This is a genomic window from Pseudomonas sp. xss_4 (assembly GCF_043104125.1).
Classification (GTDB): domain Bacteria; phylum Pseudomonadota; class Gammaproteobacteria; order Pseudomonadales; family Pseudomonadaceae; genus Aquipseudomonas; species Aquipseudomonas parafulva_B.
Genome location: NZ_JBICKJ010000057.1, coordinates 1 through 19,720, shown reverse-complemented (window position 1 = coordinate 19,720; position 19,720 = coordinate 1). Strand labels below are relative to the sequence as shown.

Below are 19,720 nucleotides of genomic sequence, written 5' to 3'. Positions count from 1 at the left end.
GCACAGCACACGCTGCGCCACATAAGTTTGACTAGCCGCGGCACCACTGGGAGGGGTCGGAAGGCCGGCCCTGCTGGCGGATGGCGAAATACAGACCGGCAGCCTCCTGGCCACCGCTATCGCCGACTGTCGAAATGGCTTCGCCCGCCTTGACGACGTCACCGGCGCTCTTGAGCAGGCTCTGGTTGTGGCCATACAGGCTCAGGTAACCATTGCCGTGGTCGAGAATGACCAGAAGACCGGCGCCACGCAACCAGTCGGCGAACACCACACGGCCTCCATGGACAGCCCGCACCTGAGTACCGGGGTTGGCACTGATCATCACCCCGTCCCACTTGGCGCGTGAATCACCGCCACGGGCATCCCCGAAGCGTGCCAGCAATCGACCATTGACGGGCCATGGAAGTTTTCCACGGGAAGCAGAAAATGCGCCGCCATAACTGGCACCGTCGCTCGAAACCATGGGCCCGAGGGTCGCACGGGCCTTGCGCGGTGGCTCGGCTGGCTCGGGCGCCTTGTCACGGGCTGCGGCGGCGAGTGCCTCTTGCTGGCGGCGTTTTTCCGCCTCCTGCTGAGCCAGCAGTGCGCGTTGGCGTGCCTGCTCGGCTTCACGCGCCTGGCGGGCCAGGGTTTCCTCGATGGTCTTGAGTACCTTGGAAAGATCGGCCTGGTCCTGCTCGCGGGCGCGCAGCTTCTGGTCGCGGTCCTTCACATCGCCGTTGAGCTTGGCCAGCACCTCGCGGCGCTTACCCCGTTCGACTTCCAATGCCTGGCGGCGGGTGTCGAGGTCGGCGCGCTGGGCCAGCAACTGCGCTTGCTGGCTGCCGATGTCACGTTCGACACCGGCCAATTGGCGCAGGGTGTCATTGAAGGCGCGCAGTTGCTCCAGGCGCGCCTTGCTGAGGTAATCGTAGTAGGTGAGCGTTCGCGCGAATTTTTCGGGGTTCTGCTGGTTGAGCAGCAGCTTGAGGTATTCCTCACGGCCGTTCTGATAGGCCGAACGGGCCTGGATGGCAATCAGCCGCTGTTGTTCAACGCGGGCGCTCTGGAGTTTTTTTTTCTCGGTATCAAGGCGCTCCAGCTCGCCCTCGGTCTTTTTTAGTTGCTGCTGCAGGGCCTCCACCTGCTTCTCCAGGTTGCCGATGTCGGTTTCGGTGGCCTTCAGGTCTTTCTGCACGCCGGCCTTTTCTTCCTGGAGCTTGCCCAAGGTTTTCTTGAGCTCGGCGATGTCCTGGCGGGTGGCGTCCAGTTGCTGCTGGGTCTGTGCGCGCTCGTCGGCGAACGCCGGGGTGAGCAGGCAAGACAAGGCGAGAAGGATCAGGGCGCGAAGCATGGGTTTGGCATACCGGGGATGGAGACTGGCCTAGTATGAATGAGCGGCAGGCTGCACGCTACACGCCACAGGAAAGGGCCGCGAACTGGCCCGTGCTTCTTGTGGCGTGTGGCATGACTGTCAGGCGTCGATCAGGATGGACGTGCCTGTCATCTCGGCAGGCTTCTCCAGCCCCAGCAGCTTGAGCATGGTCGGTGCCACGTCTGCCAGCACTCCGCCTTCGCGGACCTTGAGGTTGCGCTTGCCTACATAGATGAACGGCACCGGCTCGGTGGTGTGTGCGGTGTGCGCCTGGCCGGTGGATTCGTCTTCCATTTGCTCGACGTTGCCATGGTCAGCCGTGATCAGTGCTTCGCCACCGACCTTGTCCAGCGCCGCGACGATGCGGCCCATGCAGCCATCCAGGGCCTCGACGGCCTTGACTGCGGCATCGAACACACCGGTATGGCCAACCATGTCGCCGTTCGCGTAGTTCACCACGATCACGTCATGACGCTGCTGCTCGATGGCTTCGACGATGCGGTCGGTGACTTCGGGCGCGCTCATTTCCGGCTGCAGGTCATAAGTAGCGACCTTGGGCGATGGAATGAGGATGCGCTCTTCGCCTTCGAATGGTTCTTCGCGCCCGCCCGAGAAGAAGAAGGTGACATGTGCGTACTTTTCGGTCTCGGCGATGCGCAGCTGGGTCTTGCCATTGTTCGCCAGGTATTCGCCCAGCACGTTGTGCAGGCTGGCCGGCGCGAAGGCGGCCGGCGCCGGGATCTTGGCCGAATACTGGGTCAGGCCGATGAACGCCGCCACTTTCGGCAGACGCGCGCGCGGGAATTCGTTGAAGTCCGGCTCGACGAACACGCGCGACAGCTCGCGGGCGCGGTCGGCGCGGAAGTTCATGAAAATCACTGCATCGCCGTCTTCGACCTTGACGGGCTCGCCGATGCGCGTGGCCTTGACGAACTCATCACTCTCATCGCGGGCGTAGGCTGCTTCGAGACCGGCCAGGGCAGTGTCGGCGGTGTATTGCGCGTCACTGTCTACGATCAGGTTGTAAGCGGCGCTCACCCGGTCCCAGCGGTTGTCGCGGTCCATGGCAAAATAGCGGCCGATGAGACTGGCGATGCGGCCTTTGCCCAACCGGGCGAACGTGGCATCGAGCAGTTCGATGGAGGACTGGGCGCTGCGCGGCGGGGTGTCGCGGCCATCGAGGAAGGCGTGCAGGTAGATTTTTTCGGCCCCACGCTGCGCAGCCAGCTCAGCCATGGCAACGAGGTGGTCCTGGTGGCTGTGAACGCCACCGTCGGACAGCAGGCCGAGAATGTGCACGGCCTTGCCAGCGCCCGCCGCCGCATCGACCGCACCGGTGAGCACCGGGTTGGTGAAGAACTCGCCGTCACGGATGGCCTTGGTGACGCGGGTGAAGTCCTGGTAAACAACGCGCCCGGCGCCCAGGTTCATGTGGCCGACCTCGGAGTTGCCCATCTGGCCATCCGGCAGGCCGACATCCATGCCCGAACCGGAAATCAGGCCGTGCGGCTGGGTAGCCTGCAAGCGGTCGTACACCGGCGTGTTGGCGGCGTGGATGGCGTTGTACTCAGGGCTTTCGCTGTAACCGAAGCCGTCCAGGATGATCAGGACCAGGGGTTTGGGCGTGCTCGTCATCAATCAAACTCACGGTTGTTCAAAGATGATAAAGACACGCATTTTAGGGCAAATGCGCCGGTGTGGGCGAATAATCGTCCTCAAGCCCGACCGGCGCACCCTCACGGCATTGTGTAACGGCACTTGCTTCGCGGCCCGGTCAGGCTTTGGTGGCACCGGGCTGGTGTGTATACTGGCCGGCATTTTCAATCGCGTGGAACACCCCAGATGGTTGCTAACCTGATTCAATTCGCGACAAACCACTACCTCCTGGTGGCGATCTTCGTCGTTCTGCTGGCGGCATTGCTGGTCAACGAAATCCGCCGTGGCGGGCAAAGCCTGAGCAATGGGCAACTCACCGCCCTGGTCAACGCCGACAAAGGCCTGGTAATCGATATTCGCCCGGCCAAGGAATATGCTGCCGGTCACATCGTCGGTGCGCTCAGCATCCCCCAGGACAAGCTGGCCACCCGCATGACCGAGCTTGAAAAGCACAAGGACAAGACCCTGATCGTGGTGGACGCGATGGGTCAGCATGCCGGCACCGTGTGCCGCGACCTGCTCAAGGCTGGTTACAACGCTGCCAAGCTCAGCGGTGGCGTTTCCAGCTGGAAAGCCGACAACCTGCCTTTGGTGAAGTGATATGAAACCTGTCATCGTCTATTCCAGCGACTACTGCCCCTACTGCATGCGTGCCAAGTACCTGCTCGAAAGCAAGGGTGTGGCATTCGAGGAAATCAAGGTCGATGGCAAGCCGCAGGTTCGCGCTGAAATGACCCAGAAGGCCGGTCGCACCTCCGTGCCGCAAATCTGGATCGGCAGCACCCACGTCGGTGGCTGCGATGAACTGCATGCCCTGGAGCGCGCCGGTAAGCTCGACGCACTGCTTGCCGACTGATTTTTGCACTGCATTCCCAAACATTAGGATAAGGATCTGCCATGACTGACCAACAGACCACCGGCGCTGCTGCAGAAGACAACAGCCCTCAGTTCTCGATGCAGCGCATCTACGTGCGTGACTTGTCGTTCGAAGCCCCGAAAAGCCCGCAGATCTTCCGTCAGACCTGGGAGCCGAGCGTTGGGCTTGACCTGAACACCAAGCAAAAGGCCCTGGAAGGCGACTTCCACGAAGTGGTGCTGACCCTGTCGGTGACGGTCAAGAACGGTGACGAAGTCGCCTTCATCGCCGAAGTGCAGCAGGCGGGTATCTTCCTGATCAAGAACCTGGATGCCGAGTCGATGAGCCACACCTTGGGTGCGTTCTGCCCGAACATCCTGTTCCCGTATGCCCGCGAAACCCTGGACAGCCTGGTGACCCGTGGCTCGTTCCCGGCCCTGATGCTGTCGCCGGTCAACTTCGATGCGCTGTATGCGCAAGAAATGCAGCGCATGCAGGAAGCCGGCGAAGCACCCACCGTGCAGTGATCGCCCGCATCACGAAAAGCGCCCTTAGTGGCGCTTTTTGTTTGCCTGGTATAAAGCCTCTAGCAGGCCCCCGTGGGCTATTGCGCTGCTGCGTAGCGCTTTGTCAGCTGCCGGCAAACCCATTCTGGCGCCAGGCTTCATAGACCGTCACCGCCACTGTGTTGGACAGGTTCAGGCTCCGGCAGCCGGGGCGCATGGGCAGTCGCAGCCGTTGTTCGGCAGGCAGGCTGTCCAGCACTTCGGTCGGCAGGCCGCGGCTTTCGGGGCCGAACAGAAACGCATCGCCTGGCTGGTAGGCCACTTCATGGAAAGGGTGCGAACCTTTGGTCGTGAAGGCGAAGAGCCGTGGCTGGCCCAGGCTTTCGAGGCAGTGCGCCAGGCTCGGGTGGCGCTTGAGCGTGGCATACTCGTGGTAATCGAGGCCTGCGCGGCGCAAGCGCTTGTCGTCCAGTTCGAAGCTGATGGGTTCGATCAGGTGCAGCGCGCACCCGCTGTTGGCGCACAGGCGAATGATGTTGCCCGTATTGGGTGGAATTTCGGGTTGAAAAAGGATGACGTGAAACATGCACGGCTCCAAGCATGAAGATGGCGAGCATTCTACCCCTGAACTGGACGTGCGATCGAAAGCCTTCCCTCGGGTGATGCTTTCATTGGCGATTGTGGGTGTGATGATCGGCTTGATGATTGGCCGCCTGACCGCGCCCGTCGAGCGTGAGTTGCAGCAGGTGAGCGTGGCGCAAGACGGGTTGGTGTTGTGGTTCAACGCAGAACCCAAGCTGCATGGCGAGATTGTGGAAGGCACCGTGGCGTTGCTGTTTCAGGCCAAGGGCCGCCCTCAGCGAGGGCAGCTGACCGTGCGTGGCAAGCCGGTCAGCTGGCGAGTGCAGGACAGTCAGGAGGGCCTGCTGTTGACGGTGGTGGCTGCGCGTACGCTGCAGGGTCACTGGTCCAGTGAAGAAGTATCTGGACGCTGGCGTGTGCAGGTGGACCTGCACGAATAAAAGAGGGGATTCCCGGCCTGCCTGTACCAAGGTCCCCGAAACGTGTGCGTGAGCGAATAAAAGAGGGGTCACCTGGCCTGCCTGTACCAGGGCCCCGAAACTGGAGTTATTTGTCTTATTGCAGGTGCCGTGCCAACTTTTGAACCCTGTTAATGCGGGGTAAAAGGGGGAAAACGGCCAGTATGCGCGGCCATTTGTGCCTTCAGGCGGTGCGTGTGGCACAGCAACGGCGCACCTAACCCTCAAACTGAAAAGGGCCGCTAAGCGGCCCTTCTCTGGTGTTCTGCAGCAGTCGACGCCTAGTGGTCTTCACCCTCTTCCTCATCACCACCGGCGACGTTCATGCCCAGCTCCTTGATCTTGCGCGTCAAGGTGTTGCGACCCCATCCCAGCAACAATGCCGCATCTCGGCGCCGCCCTGCGGTGTGCTTGAGGGCCGTCTCGATCATGATGCGTTCGAAACTCGGTACGGCGCTGTCGAGCAAGCTGGTCTGCCCGCGCGCCAGTGCCTGGTCCGCCCACTGGCGCAGCGCTTGCTCCCAGTTGGTAACCGGCGTGGCATCCTGCGGCAGGTTCAATAACTCAGGTGGCAAATCGCCGATCAGTACCTCTCGGCTCGAAGCCATTACCGTGATCCAGCGGCAGGTGTTTTCCATCTGTCGCACGTTGCCCGGCCATGGCAGGTTGCGGATGAATTCCTCGGTTTCGGGCTTGAGTACCTTGGGTTCTACCGACAGCTCCTGGGCCGCCCTGGCCAGGAAATGGCGAGCAAGGGCGGGAATGTCTTCACGGCGATCTGCCAACCGAGGGATATGAATGCGAATGACGTTCAGGCGATGGAACAGGTCTTCGCGGAACTTGCCGGCCTGCACCAGCGCCTCCAGGTTCTGGTGGGTCGCTGCAATGATGCGCACATCGACCTTGACCGGAATGTGGCCGCCGACGCGATAGAACTCGCCGTCGGCCAGCACGCGCAGCAGGCGCGTCTGGGTATCGGCCGGCATGTCGCCGATTTCATCGAGAAACAGTGTGCCGCCGTCCGCTTGCTCGAAGCGTCCTCGACGCAGGTTGGCCGCGCCAGTGAAAGCGCCTTTTTCATGGCCAAACAGCTCCGACTCCATCAGGTCCTTGGGGATCGCCGCCATGTTCAAGGCGATGAAAGGTGCGGCTGCACGCGGGCTGTGCCGATGCAGTGCGTGGGCGACCAGCTCCTTGCCCGTACCGGACTCGCCATTGATCAGTACGGTGATGTTGGAATGGCTCAGGCGCCCGATGGCACGGAACACCTCCTGCATTGCCGGTGCTTCACCGATGATTTCAGGCGTGCGCGCCAGGTTTTGCGGCACCTCCAACCCTTGCTGCTCCTGAGCGTGCTGGTTGGCACGCTTGACCAGGGCAACCGCTTCATCCACATCGAAAGGTTTGGGCAAATACTCGAAAGCGCCGCCTTGATACGACGCCACGGCACTGTCCAGGTCCGAGTGTGCGGTCATGATGATGACCGGCAGGCGAGGGTGCTGGTCGCGTATCTGCGCCAACAACTCCAGGCCACTGGAGCCAGGCATGCGGATGTCGGAAATGATCACGTCTGGCTGCTGACGGGCCAGGCGGCCCATGACGCCCTCGGCGCTGTCGAAGCTCTGGGTGGTCATCCCTTCCTGTTGCAGGGCTTTTTCAAGGACCCAGCGAATGGAGCGATCATCGTCGACGATCCATACGGTTTCACTTCGGCTCATGAGGCGGTGGCTCCTTGTTCCAGGGGCAGATAGATTGAGAAGGCGGTGTGGCCTGCGTGGCTTTCACACTCGATCAGCCCCTGGTGCTGGCTGATGATGTTTTGGGTAATGGCCAGGCCCAGGCCGGTACCGTCCGGGCGACCACTGACCATGGGGTAGAAGAGGGTGTCCTGCAGCTCGGCAGGGATGCCAGGGCCGTTGTCGATGATCTCGACGCGTGCCACCAGGCGATGGCGTACATGACCGATGGTGAACTGGCGCAGTGCCCGGCTGCGCAAGGTGATGCGGCCCAGGCGCAGCTCATTTTGCGAGCTGATGGCCTGCATGGCGTTGCGCACGATGTTGAGCACCGCCTGGATCATCTGTTCGCGGTCGATCAGCACGTCCGGAAGGCTGGGGTCATAGTCGCGCACCAGGGTGATGCAGCCCTGGCTTTCGGCCTCCACCAAGCTGCATACCCGCTCCAGCACCTCGTGGATATTGGTCATGGCCAGCGACGGCAGCTTGTTCGAGCCCAACATGCGATCGACCAGGTTTCGCAGGCGGTCAGCTTCCTCGATGATCACGTTGGTGTAATCGCGCAAGCTTTCTTCGGGCAACTGACGCGCCAGCAATTGTGCTGCACCGCGAATACCGCCCAACGGGTTCTTGATCTCATGGGCCAGGCCGCGCACCAGCATCTTGGTGGTCTCCTGCTTGCTCAGCTGGGCTTCTTCCTTGGTGATGCGCAGCAGGCGATCGCGCGGGTGGACCTCCAGCAACAGCAAGGTCTGGCCCAGGTGCAGGATTGGTGTGACGGCATAGTCCACCGTGATGGTCTGCCCCGTCAGCGAGGTCAACTGGGCTTCACGCTTGGTGAAGGGGTGCGCCTGCTCCACGGCCTGGCGCAGCGAACTCAACGCTTCGGTGGACTCGGTGAACAGTTCGCTGATGAACTGCCCGTGGCTGCGCTGGCCACTGACGGCTAGCAGCATTTCGGCGGCCGGGTTCATGTACTCCAGCCGCAGCTCGGCATTGAGCAGCAGCGTGGCTGTGGTCAGGTTGTCCAGAAGCAGACGGTGTTGTGCATCGCTGATGGTCATGGTGCGGCGTCGACCTCTTTCGGTGCTTGCTGGCAAAGGAGGCGCGCGACGCGCGACACATCCAGTGGTGGCTGTTGGTCTGGAAATGCAAGAAACAAACCAAGGCGCCGAAAAGAGGCAGATTCGACAGGATCCTGTGAGTTTTCGCCCAGATTCGCACCAGAAGACACTGCATTAACGTTTCAGGTGCCTCATTATGGCTTGAATCGTGGTGCGGCCATGGAATAGCTGCACCATTTTGGAGCATAGGGTGTTTAAGACGGATCGCAAAGCTGGCCAGTTGCCCTGATCATGCCCTGCTTCATCAGCGGTGCACTTGGCCGGCTCGCAATAGCGGTGGCCACGCTTCGTGCGCAGGCCTGACCGTCCTGACGCCTGAATGCCGCGAGCTGTTCAAGCAACTGACCTTCTAGCCTGTCCAGCTTCGGGCGAATGACGGTCTGCAGGTCCGCCCGAAGGTTGTCCGGCGCCCGCCCTGCCAGGCGCCATTGGTGAAGCAGGGTGTACTGCACAAGCTTGTTGGCTTCTATCTGGTCGGCAAAAAAGGCTTCGGCATCGTGCGGGGCCAGGCCCAGCCCGGGCGCGGCCACCTGCACGCGCGCCAAGACTGCTTGCTCGCGGTCAGTGGCTTGCACGGGTTGCTCTTTGTCCCATTTGTGCAGGGCAACGGCCTGTGCAATGGCCAGGCGCTGCTCAATGGTATCTAGCAACGGCTCAAGAGCAGGGTGCCGCGGTGAAGCGGCGCTGCAGCCGCTCAAGCTGAACGCGGTGAGCAGGCAAAGCAGTCGATTGCGCATGGGGTGCCTCCTTAGGATGGAGGCTTGATTTTGAGAGGGAAGGGCAACGGATCGAGGTAGGCAACTTCCGAAATGCTTGAAGTCCAAAACGCAAACGGCCTCCCAAGGGAGGCCGTTTCGATCGAGTCATCGGCGCCAGGCGCCGATCAGATCAGCAGCTGTAGTACAGCTCGTATTCAAGCGGGTGAACGAAGGTGCGGACCTTGATTTCTTCTTCGCTCTTGAGCTCGATGAACGCGTCGATGAAGTCGTCGGAGAAGACGCCGCCCTTGGTCAGGAACGCACGACCTTTGTCCAACTCTTCCAGCGCTTCTTTCAAGCTGCCGCACACCTGCGGGATGTCCTTGGCTTCTTCAGGCGGCAGGTCATACAGGTTTTTGTCGGCTGCATCGCCTGGGTGAATCTTGTTCTGGATGCCGTCCAGGCCAGCCATCAGCAAGGCCGCGAAGGCCAGGTATGGGTTGGCCGATGGGTCCGGGAAGCGCGCTTCGATACGGCGGGCTTTCGGGCTGCCAACATAGGGAATACGGATCGAAGCCGAACGGTTGCGCGCCGAGTAGGCCAGCATTACCGGTGCTTCGAAACCTGGGACCAGACGCTTGTACGAGTTGGTCGACGGGTTGGTGAAGCCGTTCAGGGCCTTACCGTGCTTGATGATGCCGCCGATGAAGTACAGGGCGGTGTCGGACAGGCCGGCATAGCCTTCACCTGCGAAGGTGTTCTTGCCGTCTTTCCAGATCGACATGTGCACGTGCATGCCCGAGCCGTTGTCGCCGTACAGCGGCTTTGGCATGAAGGTCGCGGTGCGGCCGTAGGCGTCGGCAACATTGTGCACGACATACTTGAGGGCCTGAACTTCGTCGGCCTTCTTCACCAGGGTGTTGAACTTGACGCCGATTTCGTTCTGGCCGGCAGTGGCCACTTCGTGGTGGTGCACTTCGACCAGTTGGCCCATTTCTTCCAGTGCGTTGCACATGGCAGTACGGATTTCGTGGTCGTGGTCGAAGGGTGGCACGGGGAAGTAGCCACCTTTGACGCCTGGACGGTGGCCTTTGTTACCGCCTTCGATATCGGCACCGGTCATCCACGAGCCTTGCTCGGAGAAGATCTTGAACATCGAGCCGGAGATGTCCGACTGGAACTTCACTTCGTCGAAGATGAAGAATTCAGGCTCTGGGCCGGCGAACACTGTGTCACCGATGCCAGTGCTCTTGAGGTATTCCTCTGCGCGCTTGGCGATCGCACGTGGGTCACGGTCGTAGCCCTGCATGCTCGACGGGTCGACGATGTCACAGGTGATGATCAGCGTCGGCTCTTCGGTGAACGGGTCCAGAACGGCAGTTTCGTCCACCGGCATCAGGATCATGTCGGAGGCTTCGATGCCTTTCCAGCCAGCGATGGAGGAGCCGTCGAACATCTTGCCGACTTCGAAGAAGTCTTCGTCCAACGCATCACGCGCCGGCATGGTCACGTGGTGCTGAGTACCTTTGGTGTCCGTGAAACGCAGATCAATCCACTTGACGTCATGATCTTTGATGAGCTGAACCGACTTCGACATGTTGTCCTCCGGATGGTCTAGGGCACGGTTGGCCGCCGCCCTGGAAAAAGGGTGTTGCCGGGCGCGGATAGTCGGCCAAGCTTACCTGCCTCACAAGGGAGCAAATTGCATGCCAGTGCTCGAAAATGGCGAGGTCTGGACAGAAGGAGGCGTTTACGGGCATCTGGCTGGGGCTGCAGATGAAAAAGTGCACCCTTACGATGCGATTTTTTTGAGTTTCGCACCAATAGGGTGCGTCGGGTTGGATGGCTGTGAGCTGGCCATGTTCCAGGTATGGGTTCAACCAGATGCTATGCGCCGTCTACCCCTACCATGCAGATACCTCCTCAAGCCCCAAAGCGCGGTGTCTGAAGGTGGTCTCCTGCATTTTTCTGCAAGCTTCTGCTCAAAAGTTGGTCAAATCCTGAGCAATTTCCGATATAATTCGCGCCCCTCATTTTCGGCAGGCCCTGCGCGCGCTGTAAACCAATGAAACTTATCGTCAAAGTCTTCCCAGAGATCACCATCAAGAGCCGGCCGGTGCGCAAGCGCTTCATCCGTCAGCTCGCCAAGAACATCCGCAACGTGCTCAAGGATCTGGATCCTGAGCTCGTGGTCGATGGTGTCTGGGACAACCTCGAAGTGATCACCCGCATCGAGGACGACAAGGTTCAGCGCGAGATCGTCGAGCGCCTGACCTGTACACCGGGTATCACCCACTTCCTGCAGGTCGAGGAGTACCCCCTGGGTGACTTCGACGACATCGTCGCCAAGTGCAAGCAGCACTTCGGTCACCTGCTGGCTGGCAAGCACTTTGCGGTGCGTTGCAAGCGCGGTGGGCACCACGACTTCACGTCGATGGACGTTGATCGCTACGTTGGCAGCCAGTTGCGCCAGCAGTGCGGTGCGGCCGGTATCACGTTGAAGAACCCGGATGTGCTGGTACGCATCGAAATTCGCAACCAGCGCCTGTTCGTGATCCACAACCAGCACCAGGGGATCGGCGGTTACCCGCTTGGCGCCCTGGAGCAGACCTTGGTCCTGATGTCCGGCGGCTTCGACTCTACCGTGGCCGCCTACCAGATGATGCGTCGCGGCCTGATGACGCACTTCTGCTTCTTCAACCTCGGCGGACGTGCCCACGAACTGGGCGTGATGGAAGTGGCACATTTCCTTTGGAAGAAGTACGGCAGCAGCCAGCGCGTACTGTTCATCAGCGTGCCCTTCGAGGAAGTGGTCGGCGAGATCCTCAACAAGGTCGACAACAGCTACATGGGCGTCACTCTCAAGCGCATGATGCTGCGCGCTGCGACGCGCATGGCCGAGCGCCTCGAGATCGATGCGCTGGTGACCGGCGAAGCGATATCCCAGGTGTCCAGCCAGACCCTGCCGAACCTGTCGATCATCGACTCGGCCACCGACAAGCTGGTGCTGCGCCCTCTGCTGGCGACCCACAAGCAGGACATCATCGACCAGGCCAACGCCATCGGGACCGCCGATTTCGCCAAGCACATGCCCGAGTACTGCGGCGTGATTTCGGTGAACCCGACCACCCATGCCAAGCGTCACCGCATGGAGCACGAAGAAAAGCAGTTCGAGATGCAGGTGCTCGAGCGCGCCATCGAGCGCGCCAAGTTCATCTCCATCGACCATGTGATCGATGAGCTGGGCAAGGACATCGAGATCGAAGAAGTGGCCGAGGCATTGCCGGGCCAGATCGTCATCGATATCCGCCACCCCGACACCCAGGAGGACGAGCCTCTGGCGATCGACGGTATCGAAGTCCAGGCGCTTCCGTTCTATGCCATCAACAGCAAGTTCAAGCACCTGGACCCCACGCGCCAGTACTTGCTGTATTGCGACAAAGGTGTGATGAGCCGTCTGCACGCACACCACCTGCTCAGTGAGGGACATGCCAATGTGCGTGTTTATCGTCCGGCATAAGACGCCAGGGCTGTATGGCGGCAGCATCCGCCATCGCCCTCCCGACCTACGGGCCCGCTGAGCCTCAAACATACTTATTCGCCGCCTACACTGGCGGCAACCGAATCCTCTGATCGAGATACAGTTGTGATCGAAAATCTGCGTAACATCGCCATCATCGCCCACGTTGACCATGGTAAAACCACCCTGGTCGACAAACTCCTGCGCCAGTCGGGCACGCTCGAGCGTAACGAGCTCAACGACGAGCGCGTGATGGACTCCAACGACCAGGAAAAAGAGCGCGGCATTACCATTCTGGCGAAGAACACCGCCATCAACTGGAACGGCTACCACATCAACATCGTCGACACCCCCGGCCACGCCGACTTCGGTGGCGAGGTTGAGCGTGTGATGTCGATGGTCGACTCCGTGCTGCTGCTGGTCGATGCTCAAGACGGCCCGATGCCACAGACCCGCTTCGTGACCAAGAAGGCGTTCGAAGCTGGCCTCAAGCCAATCGTGGTCATCAACAAGGTCGACCGTCCGGGCGCGCGTCCTGACTGGGTTCTGGACCAGATCTTCGATCTGTTCGACAACCTGGGCGCCACCGATGAGCAGCTGGACTTCAAAGTCGTCTACGCCTCGGCCCTGAACGGCATCGCCGGCCTGGACCACACCGATATGGCCGAAGACATGACCCCGCTGTATCAGTCGATCATCGACAACGTACCTGCGCCTTCGGTTGACCGTGACGGCCCGTTCCAGATGCAAATCTCGGCACTGGACTATAACAGCTTCCTCGGCGTGATCGGCGTTGGCCGCATCGCCCGTGGTCGCGTCAAGCCCAACACCCCGGTTGTCGCCATCGACACCAACGGCAAGAAGCGTAACGGTCGTATCCTGAAGCTGATGGGCCACCACGGTCTGCACCGCGTCGACGTTGAAGAAGCCCAGGCTGGCGACATCGTCTGCATCAGCGGTTTCGACGAGCTGTTCATCTCCGACACCCTGTGTGACCCAACCGCGGTCGAGGCGATGAAGCCACTGACCGTTGACGAGCCAACCGTATCCATGACCTTCCAGGTCAACGATTCGCCGTTCTGCGGCAAGGAAGGCAAGTTCGTCACCAGCCGGAACATCAAGGACCGTCTGGACAAGGAACTGCTGTACAACGTGGCCCTGCGCGTTCAGGAAACCGATTCCCCTGACAAGTTCAAGGTATCGGGCCGTGGCGAGCTGCACCTGTCGGTACTGATCGAAACCATGCGTCGCGAAGGCTTCGAGATGGCTGTGGGCCGTCCGGAAGTGATCATTCGTGAAGTCGACGGCGTCAAGCAAGAGCCGTTCGAAAACGTCACCATCGACATCCCTGAAGAATCCCAGGGCAAGGTCATGGAAGAGATGGGCCTGCGTAAGGGCGACCTGACCAACATGGTTCCGGATGGCAAAGGCCGTGTGCGCCTTGAGTACAACATCCCGGCCCGTGGCCTGATCGGTTTCCGTAACCAGTTCCTGACCCTGACCAACGGTGCAGGCATCCTGACCTCGATCTTCGATCGCTACGACACCATGAAGTCGGGCCAGATGTCCGGCCGTCTGAACGGTGTCCTGGTATCGGTCGAGACCGGCAAGGCCCTGACCTACTCCCTGGAAACCCTGCAGGCGCGCGGCAAGCTGTTCGTCGAGCACGGTCAGGAAATCTACGGTGGTCAGATCATCGGCCTGAACAGCCGCGACAACGACCTGGGCGTGAACCCGACCAAAGGCAAGAAGCTCGACAACATGCGTGCTTCGGGCAAGGACGAAGTCATCGCCCTGGTTCCGCCAGTTCGCCACACGCTGGAACAGGCCCTGGAATTCATCCAGGACGACGAGCTGTGCGAAGTCACGCCTAAGTCGATCCGTCTGCGTAAGAAGATCCTGGACGAAGGCGAGCGTACCCGCGCTGCCAAGAAAGCCAAGAACTGAGTTAGCTCAGGCTCAATGAAAACGCCCCCGGTCGAAAGGCCGGGGGCGTTTTTGTTTGTCTGGCGACTCGTTGCCCTGTCGGTGGCCAGCGAGGCTCCAGCAGTCAGTAAAAATACGAAAGGTTATCGAGCCCTATTGCGACTCAGCGCCCAACCACCTTCGGCTTGTAAGCACAATACCCCGGCCGTGGTCCGACCTTCGGATGGTTGCGGCAGGTGTCGGGGCGCTTGTCATAAATGGTGCACAGCCGGCTCTTACGATCCAGATACATGCAATCGTCGTTGCTCATGCGCGTCAGGGTGAAGATGCCCGACTTCTGGTTGAAGCGCTCGATGATGCCTTCTTTCTGCAAGCGCTTGGCCACGTTTTTGGGCGGCTCGTCTTTTTCGAATTCATCCACCACGCCGATGCGGATCAGGTCCTTGATCTTGACCTCCACCGGCAAGGTGCAGCAAGTTGAGTGGCAGCCGCCGCACATGTGGCTGGCATAGCGCTGCCAAGTCTCCAGGCGGTCGACTTCGGCAGCGGCGATCAGGGTCGTTTTCATCGTTTTATGAGGTGGATCACGGTGTAGGGCGCGCGATGATACCGGAATTGTTCAATTTATGAACAATTTTATGACCGGTTGCACGCTGCCGCGCAAATACTCGAACACTGGTGATTGCGGCCGGTCGAAGCGTCTAGGCTCAACATTTGCTTTCTGCTCTTGTCCACTTGCCCCGAGGATGACGCATGTCCCAGGAACCCAAAGCGCGTGACGCTGAAGTCGCGGATTTTCGCGCCGCAGTGCTGGATAAACTCACCTATGCCGTCGGCAAGGACCCGGAGCATGCTTTCGACCATGACTGGTTCGAAGCCATCGCCCTGGCCGCGCGCGACCATATGGTCGATCACTGGATGGACCATACCCGGCAATCCTACCGACGCAGCCAGAAGCGGGTGTACTACCTCTCCTTGGAGTTCCTGATCGGTCGCCTGCTGTATGACAGCCTGAGCAACCTGGGCCTGCTGGACATCGCGCGCGAAGCGCTGGACGGCCTGGATGTGGACCTGGAGCGCATTCGCCTGCTCGAGCCCGACGCGGCGTTGGGCAACGGCGGCCTGGGCCGGCTGGCGGCATGCTTCATGGAAAGCATGTCGACGCTGGGCATTGCTGCGCATGGCTACGGCATCCGCTACGAGCACGGCCTGTTCCGGCAGGCGATGGTGGACGGCTGGCAGCAGGAACAGACGGAAAACTGGCTGGATTTCGGTAACCCATGGGAATTCGAGCGGGCCGAAGTCATCTACCCCATCAGTTTTGGTGGCAGCGTCGAAACGGTCAGCGACACGCATGGCAACCAGCGCCAGGTGTGGTCACCCAGCGAAACCGTCCGGGCGGTGGCGTATGACACGCCGGTGGTCGGCTGGCGAGGCTCCAGCGTCAATACCTTGCGCCTGTGGCGTGCACGGGCGCTGGAAGAGCTGCACCTGGAGCGCTTCAACGCAGGTGACCACCTGGGCGCCGTTGCCGAGGTAGCGCGCGCCGAAAGCATCTCCCGCGTGCTGTACCCGGCCGACAGTACCGAGGCTGGCCAAGAGCTGCGCCTGCGGCAGGAATACTTCTTCGTGTCGGCATCGCTGCAAGACCTGCTGCGCCGGCACCTGAACATGCACGACAACTTGCTCAACCTGCCCGATGCGGCGGCCATTCAGCTCAACGATACCCACCCCTCCATCGCCGTGGCCGAGCTGATGCGGTTGCTGGTCGATGAACATCAAATCCCCTGGGATACCGCCTGGGAACTGACCGTGGGCACCTTGGCCTACACCAACCACACCTTGCTGCCCGAGGCCCTGGAAACCTGGCCGGTGGCATTGATGGAACGCATGCTGCCAAGGCACATGCAGATCATCTACCTGATCAACGCCTACCACATCGACTCGTTGCGGGCCAAAGGCATGCACGACTTCGACGTGCTGCGTGCCGTGTCCTTGATCGAAGAAGACAACGGCCGGCGGGTGCGCATGGGCAACCTGGCCTTCCTGGGCTCGCACAGCGTCAATGGCGTGTCGGCCCTGCACAGCCAATTGATGAAAAGCACGGTCTTTTCCGAGTTGCACAAGCTGTACCCGCAGCGAATCAACAACAAGACCAACGGCATCACCTTCCGCCGCTGGCTCTACCAGTCCAACCCCCAGCTGACCCGCATGCTGGTGGAGGCATTGGGCCCGGAACTTCTGGACGATCCTGAGCGGCTGTTGACCGGGCTGGCTCCGTTCGCCGACAAAGCCAGTTTCTGCAAGCAGTTCGCGGCGCAGCGGCTGCACAGCAAGCGTGCATTGGCGAGCATCATCCAGGACCGGGTGGGCGTTACGGTGAACCCGGAGGCGATGTTCGACGTGCAGGTCAAGCGCATCCACGAGTACAAGCGGCAATTGCTCAACCTGCTGCACACCGTCGCGTTGTACCAGGCCATTCGCCACGACCCGGGTACGCACTGGGTACCGCGGGTCAAGATCTTCGCGGGCAAAGCGGCGGCCAGCTACCATCAGGCCAAGCTCATCATCAAGCTGACCAACGACATCGCGCGCGTGGTCAACAACGATCCCACCGTGCGCGGCCTGCTCAAGGTGGTGTTCCTGCCCAATTACAACGTCAGCCTAGCCGAAAGCATTATCCCGGCCGCGGACCTTTCCGAGCAGATATCCACTGCCGGTTACGAGGCCTCGGGTACTAGCAACATGAAGTTCGGCCTCAATGGCGCCCTGACCATCGGCACCCTCGATGGCGCGAACGTGGAGATGAGCGAGCAGGTCGGCCCCGACAACATGTTCATCTTCGGGTTGACGGCGCAGCAAGTCGAGGCGCGCAAGCGCGCTGGCGATTTTGGTGCCTCTGCTGCCATCGCGGCCTCCGGGCGCTTGAACGATGTGTTGCAGGCCATCCGCAGTGGCGTGTTCTCCTCGGACGACCCTTCGCGTTACACCGGTCTGATCGATGGCCTGATTGGCTACGACCGCTTCATGGTCTGCGCCGACTTCGATGCCTATTGGGATGCTCAGCAACGGGTGGAAGACCTGTGGCACCAGCCGCAGCAGTGGTGGCGCATGGCTGTGCTGAACACGGCACGCATGGGCTGGTTCTCGTCGGACAGGACCATCCGCGAGTATGCGACCGAGATCTGGAAGGCACTGGACTGACACAGGGACGGCCAGGGGGTCACCGCTCTCTGGCTCGTCCAGCGTTGCCATCTGTAGCGATCACAGGCTGGCCGGCGCGGGGATGGGGCCGGCAGCCCGGTGCCCGACCATCGGCCTGGCGAGCGCTGAACTCCCGATCCATTGTGTCGTCTGACAGCCGTGGCGAGTCTCATCGCTCGCTAGCCCGCCGCTCTCCCTGTAAACTGCGTGGGTTTTCCATCCCCAATCCTGTTGGAGCCATACATGTCCCGCGTTACCCTTAGTCGCTATCTGATTGAGCAGACCCGCAGCAACAATACCCCTGCCGATCTGCGCTTCCTGATCGAAGTGGTGGCGCGTGCGTGCAAGGAAATCAGCCACCACGTGTCCAAGGGCGCCCTTGGCGGCGTGCTGGGCAGCATGGGCACCGAAAACGTCCAGGGCGAAGTCCAGAAGAAGCTGGACGTGATCTCCAACGACATCCTGCTCGAAGCCAACGAATGGGGCGGTCACCTGGCCGGCATGGCGTCCGAAGAAATGGACAATGCCTACCAGATTCCGGGTCGCTACCCCAAAGGTGCCTACCTGCTGGTCTTCGACCCGCTGGACGGCTCCTCCAACATTGATGTCAACGTGTCGGTCGGCACCATCTTCTCGGTACTGCGTTGCCCCAACGAGTACCTGAGCCAGAACGAAACCCTGAACGAAAATGCCTTCCTGCAGCCGGGTACCGAGCAGGTGGCGGCCGGCTATGCCATCTATGGCCCGCAAACCATGCTGATCCTGACCCTGGGCAACGGCGTCAAGGGCTTCACCCTGGATCGCGAATTGGGCAGCTTCGTGCTGACTCACGAGAACATCAGTATTCCGGAAACCACCGCCGAATTCGCCATCAACATGTCCAACCAGCGTCACTGGGAAGCCCCGGTACAGCGCTACGTGGGCGAGTTGCTGGCAGGCGAGACCGGCCCGCTGAAAAAGAACTACAACATGCGTTGGATCGCCTCGATGGTGGCCGACGTACACCGTATTCTGACCCGTGGCGGCCTGTTCATGTACCCGCGCGATGCCCGTGAGCCGAGCAAGCCGGGCAAGCTGCGCCTGATGTATGAGGCCAACCCGATGTCGTTCATCATCGAACAGGCCGGTGGCGCGTCCACCAACGGTTACGACCGCATCCTCGACATTCAGCCAGAAAGCCTGCACCAGCGCGTGTCGGTGATCCTGGGCTCGAAGGAAGAGGTCGAGCGCGTCACCGCCTACCACAAGGAGTAAGTCATGCTCGCACCTTGGCAGCCTTTGCTGGAATGGTGGTTCGGTTGGGGCACCAGTGCCCAGGCCGTGGCTGACGAGAAGAGCGCCCAATGGTTCGGCAAGCATCACGACGCCGAGGCTCAGGCGCTGTTCGGTGAGCTTGTAGAACAGGCGTTGGCTGGCGGGCTAGACGAGTGGCAGCAAAGCCCTCAGGGCTGGCTCGGGCTTCTGCTTCTGCTCGATCAGTTGCCACGCATGATCTACCGCGACACGCCGCGTGCGTTCGAAGGTGATCGGCGTGCGCAAGTGGTTGCCCTGCAAGGGTTGCAGAAGGACTGGGATTACCAGTTGCTCCCGATCCAGCGGGTATTCGTGCTGCTGGTGCTCGAACATGCCGAAGTGCTGGACTGGCAGAACATGTCCGTCGAGCGCTACCAGGTGCTGCTCGATGAGCAGCCTGAAGCCAACCGTCGGTTGTTCGAAGGTTTTCTGGATTATGCCCAGCAGCACCAGCGGGTGATCGAGCGGTTCGGCCGGTTCCCGCACCGCAACCTGGTGTTGGACAGGCCAAGTACCAGTGAAGAAATGGACTTTCTGCTCGAGCCCGGTTCCAGGTTCTGAAGCGGCGTTGTGCGTCCAATGCCTGAGGCCGCCCTTCATGGGCTAATGCGATTGACTTGAAACCGTTGGGGCCGCTGTGCGGCCCATCGCGGCCGGTCCGGCGCCCCGGCGAGGCCGCTCCAACCAACCACGTAGCGCCTGAATTGACGGGTTCGCAGCTGGGGCCGCTTTACGGCCAGTCTGGCATACCGGTAAAGCCGGTCCCGCCACGTTCTGCGGCCTCGCCTATTCAGGCATCACGCGGTC

Annotated in this window: 17 protein-coding genes; 9 read left to right on the top strand and 8 right to left on the bottom strand. The window is 60.9% G+C overall.

What is annotated here, in order from left to right:
- Window positions 1-31 precede the first annotated feature (31 nt).
- Both ACF8GB_RS10670 and gpmI read right to left on the bottom strand, forming a co-directional pair.
- A complete protein-coding gene (locus tag ACF8GB_RS10670; RefSeq protein WP_196186515.1) occupies window positions 32-1,333 on the bottom strand; it encodes a murein hydrolase activator EnvC in 1,302 nt (433 codons plus the stop codon).
- A gap of 120 nt (window positions 1,334-1,453) precedes the next feature.
- Window positions 1,454-2,989, bottom strand: coding sequence for a 2,3-bisphosphoglycerate-independent phosphoglycerate mutase (gene gpmI / locus ACF8GB_RS10665; RefSeq protein WP_058604253.1), 1,536 nt, complete (start codon window positions 2,987-2,989; stop codon window positions 1,454-1,456).
- Window positions 2,990-3,196: 207 nt separating this feature from the next.
- Between gpmI and ACF8GB_RS10660 the strand changes: the two genes are divergently transcribed.
- The 3 genes from ACF8GB_RS10660 to secB are packed head-to-tail and all read left to right on the top strand — an operon-like array spanning window position 3,197 to window position 4,393.
- Window positions 3,197-3,610 carry a rhodanese-like domain-containing protein gene (locus tag ACF8GB_RS10660; RefSeq protein WP_023532978.1) on the top strand — a complete coding sequence of 138 codons (414 nt, stop codon included), beginning with the start codon at window positions 3,197-3,199 and terminating at the stop codon, window positions 3,608-3,610.
- 1 nt (window position 3,611) lies between these two features.
- Window positions 3,612-3,866: a glutaredoxin 3 gene (grxC, locus tag ACF8GB_RS10655; RefSeq protein WP_023532936.1), complete on the top strand. Its 255-nt coding sequence runs from the start codon at window positions 3,612-3,614 to the stop codon at window positions 3,864-3,866.
- Window positions 3,867-3,907: 41 nt separating this feature from the next.
- Window positions 3,908-4,393 (top strand): protein-export chaperone SecB, encoded by a 486-nt coding sequence (gene secB, locus ACF8GB_RS10650; RefSeq protein WP_023532907.1) that lies wholly within the window; start codon window positions 3,908-3,910, stop codon window positions 4,391-4,393.
- A gap of 103 nt (window positions 4,394-4,496) precedes the next feature.
- Here secB and trmL read toward each other — a convergent pair whose 3' ends face one another.
- On the bottom strand, window positions 4,497-4,958 hold the full coding sequence (gene trmL / locus ACF8GB_RS10645) for a tRNA (uridine(34)/cytosine(34)/5-carboxymethylaminomethyluridine(34)-2'-O)-methyltransferase TrmL (protein WP_058604254.1): 462 nt from the start codon (window positions 4,956-4,958) through the stop codon (window positions 4,497-4,499).
- Between trmL and ACF8GB_RS10640 the strand changes: the two genes are divergently transcribed.
- Entirely contained in the window at window positions 4,957-5,394 is a 438-nt protein-coding gene (locus ACF8GB_RS10640) for a hypothetical protein (protein WP_058639157.1), read from the top strand. The genes trmL and ACF8GB_RS10640 overlap by 2 nt on opposite strands.
- Window positions 5,395-5,693: 299 nt before the next feature.
- Here ACF8GB_RS10640 and ntrC read toward each other — a convergent pair whose 3' ends face one another.
- From ntrC to glnA, 4 genes are all read right to left on the bottom strand, one after another.
- The gene (gene ntrC / locus ACF8GB_RS10635) at window positions 5,694-7,130 is read right to left on the bottom strand and encodes a nitrogen regulation protein NR(I) (RefSeq protein ID WP_058639156.1); all 1,437 of its coding nucleotides are present in this window, start codon (window positions 7,128-7,130) and stop codon (window positions 5,694-5,696) included.
- Window positions 7,127-8,212 (bottom strand): nitrogen regulation protein NR(II), encoded by a 1,086-nt coding sequence (gene glnL, locus ACF8GB_RS10630; RefSeq protein ID WP_058604257.1) that lies wholly within the window; start codon window positions 8,210-8,212, stop codon window positions 7,127-7,129. The genes ntrC and glnL overlap by 4 nt, the downstream gene beginning before the upstream one ends.
- Before the next feature lie 254 nt (window positions 8,213-8,466).
- Window positions 8,467-9,009: a chorismate mutase gene (locus ACF8GB_RS10625; RefSeq protein ID WP_392527006.1), complete on the bottom strand. Its 543-nt coding sequence runs from the start codon at window positions 9,007-9,009 to the stop codon at window positions 8,467-8,469.
- 151 nt (window positions 9,010-9,160) lie between these two features.
- Window positions 9,161-10,567, bottom strand: coding sequence for a type I glutamate--ammonia ligase (gene glnA / locus ACF8GB_RS10620; RefSeq protein ID WP_023532915.1), 1,407 nt, complete (start codon window positions 10,565-10,567; stop codon window positions 9,161-9,163).
- Between the two features lie 468 nt (window positions 10,568-11,035).
- Here glnA and thiI point away from each other — a divergent pair, with 468 nt between their 5' ends.
- Both thiI and typA read left to right on the top strand, forming a co-directional pair.
- Window positions 11,036-12,490, top strand: a complete 1,455-nt coding sequence (thiI, locus tag ACF8GB_RS10615) for a tRNA uracil 4-sulfurtransferase ThiI (RefSeq protein ID WP_392527005.1) — start codon at window positions 11,036-11,038, stop codon at window positions 12,488-12,490.
- Window positions 12,491-12,616: 126 nt separating this feature from the next.
- The gene (typA, locus tag ACF8GB_RS10610) at window positions 12,617-14,437 is read left to right on the top strand and encodes a translational GTPase TypA (protein ID WP_023532979.1); all 1,821 of its coding nucleotides are present in this window, start codon (window positions 12,617-12,619) and stop codon (window positions 14,435-14,437) included.
- 142 nt (window positions 14,438-14,579) lie between these two features.
- Here typA and ACF8GB_RS10605 read toward each other — a convergent pair whose 3' ends face one another.
- Complete coding sequence (locus tag ACF8GB_RS10605) at window positions 14,580-14,984, bottom strand: YkgJ family cysteine cluster protein (RefSeq protein WP_016712459.1); 405 nt, start codon at window positions 14,982-14,984, stop codon at window positions 14,580-14,582.
- 185 nt (window positions 14,985-15,169) lie between these two features.
- On the opposite strand from ACF8GB_RS10605, the gene ACF8GB_RS10600 reads away from it, so the two are divergent.
- The 3 genes from ACF8GB_RS10600 (at window position 15,170) to ACF8GB_RS10590 (ending at window position 19,474) form a co-directional block, all read left to right on the top strand.
- Entirely contained in the window at window positions 15,170-17,620 is a 2,451-nt protein-coding gene (locus ACF8GB_RS10600; RefSeq protein ID WP_058639622.1) for a glycogen/starch/alpha-glucan phosphorylase, read from the top strand.
- A gap of 243 nt (window positions 17,621-17,863) precedes the next feature.
- Window positions 17,864-18,874: a class 1 fructose-bisphosphatase gene (locus ACF8GB_RS10595; RefSeq protein WP_023532920.1), complete on the top strand. Its 1,011-nt coding sequence runs from the start codon at window positions 17,864-17,866 to the stop codon at window positions 18,872-18,874.
- 3 nt (window positions 18,875-18,877) lie between these two features.
- Entirely contained in the window at window positions 18,878-19,474 is a 597-nt protein-coding gene (locus tag ACF8GB_RS10590) for a DUF924 family protein (protein ID WP_023533038.1), read from the top strand.
- Window positions 19,475-19,720 lie beyond the last annotated feature (246 nt).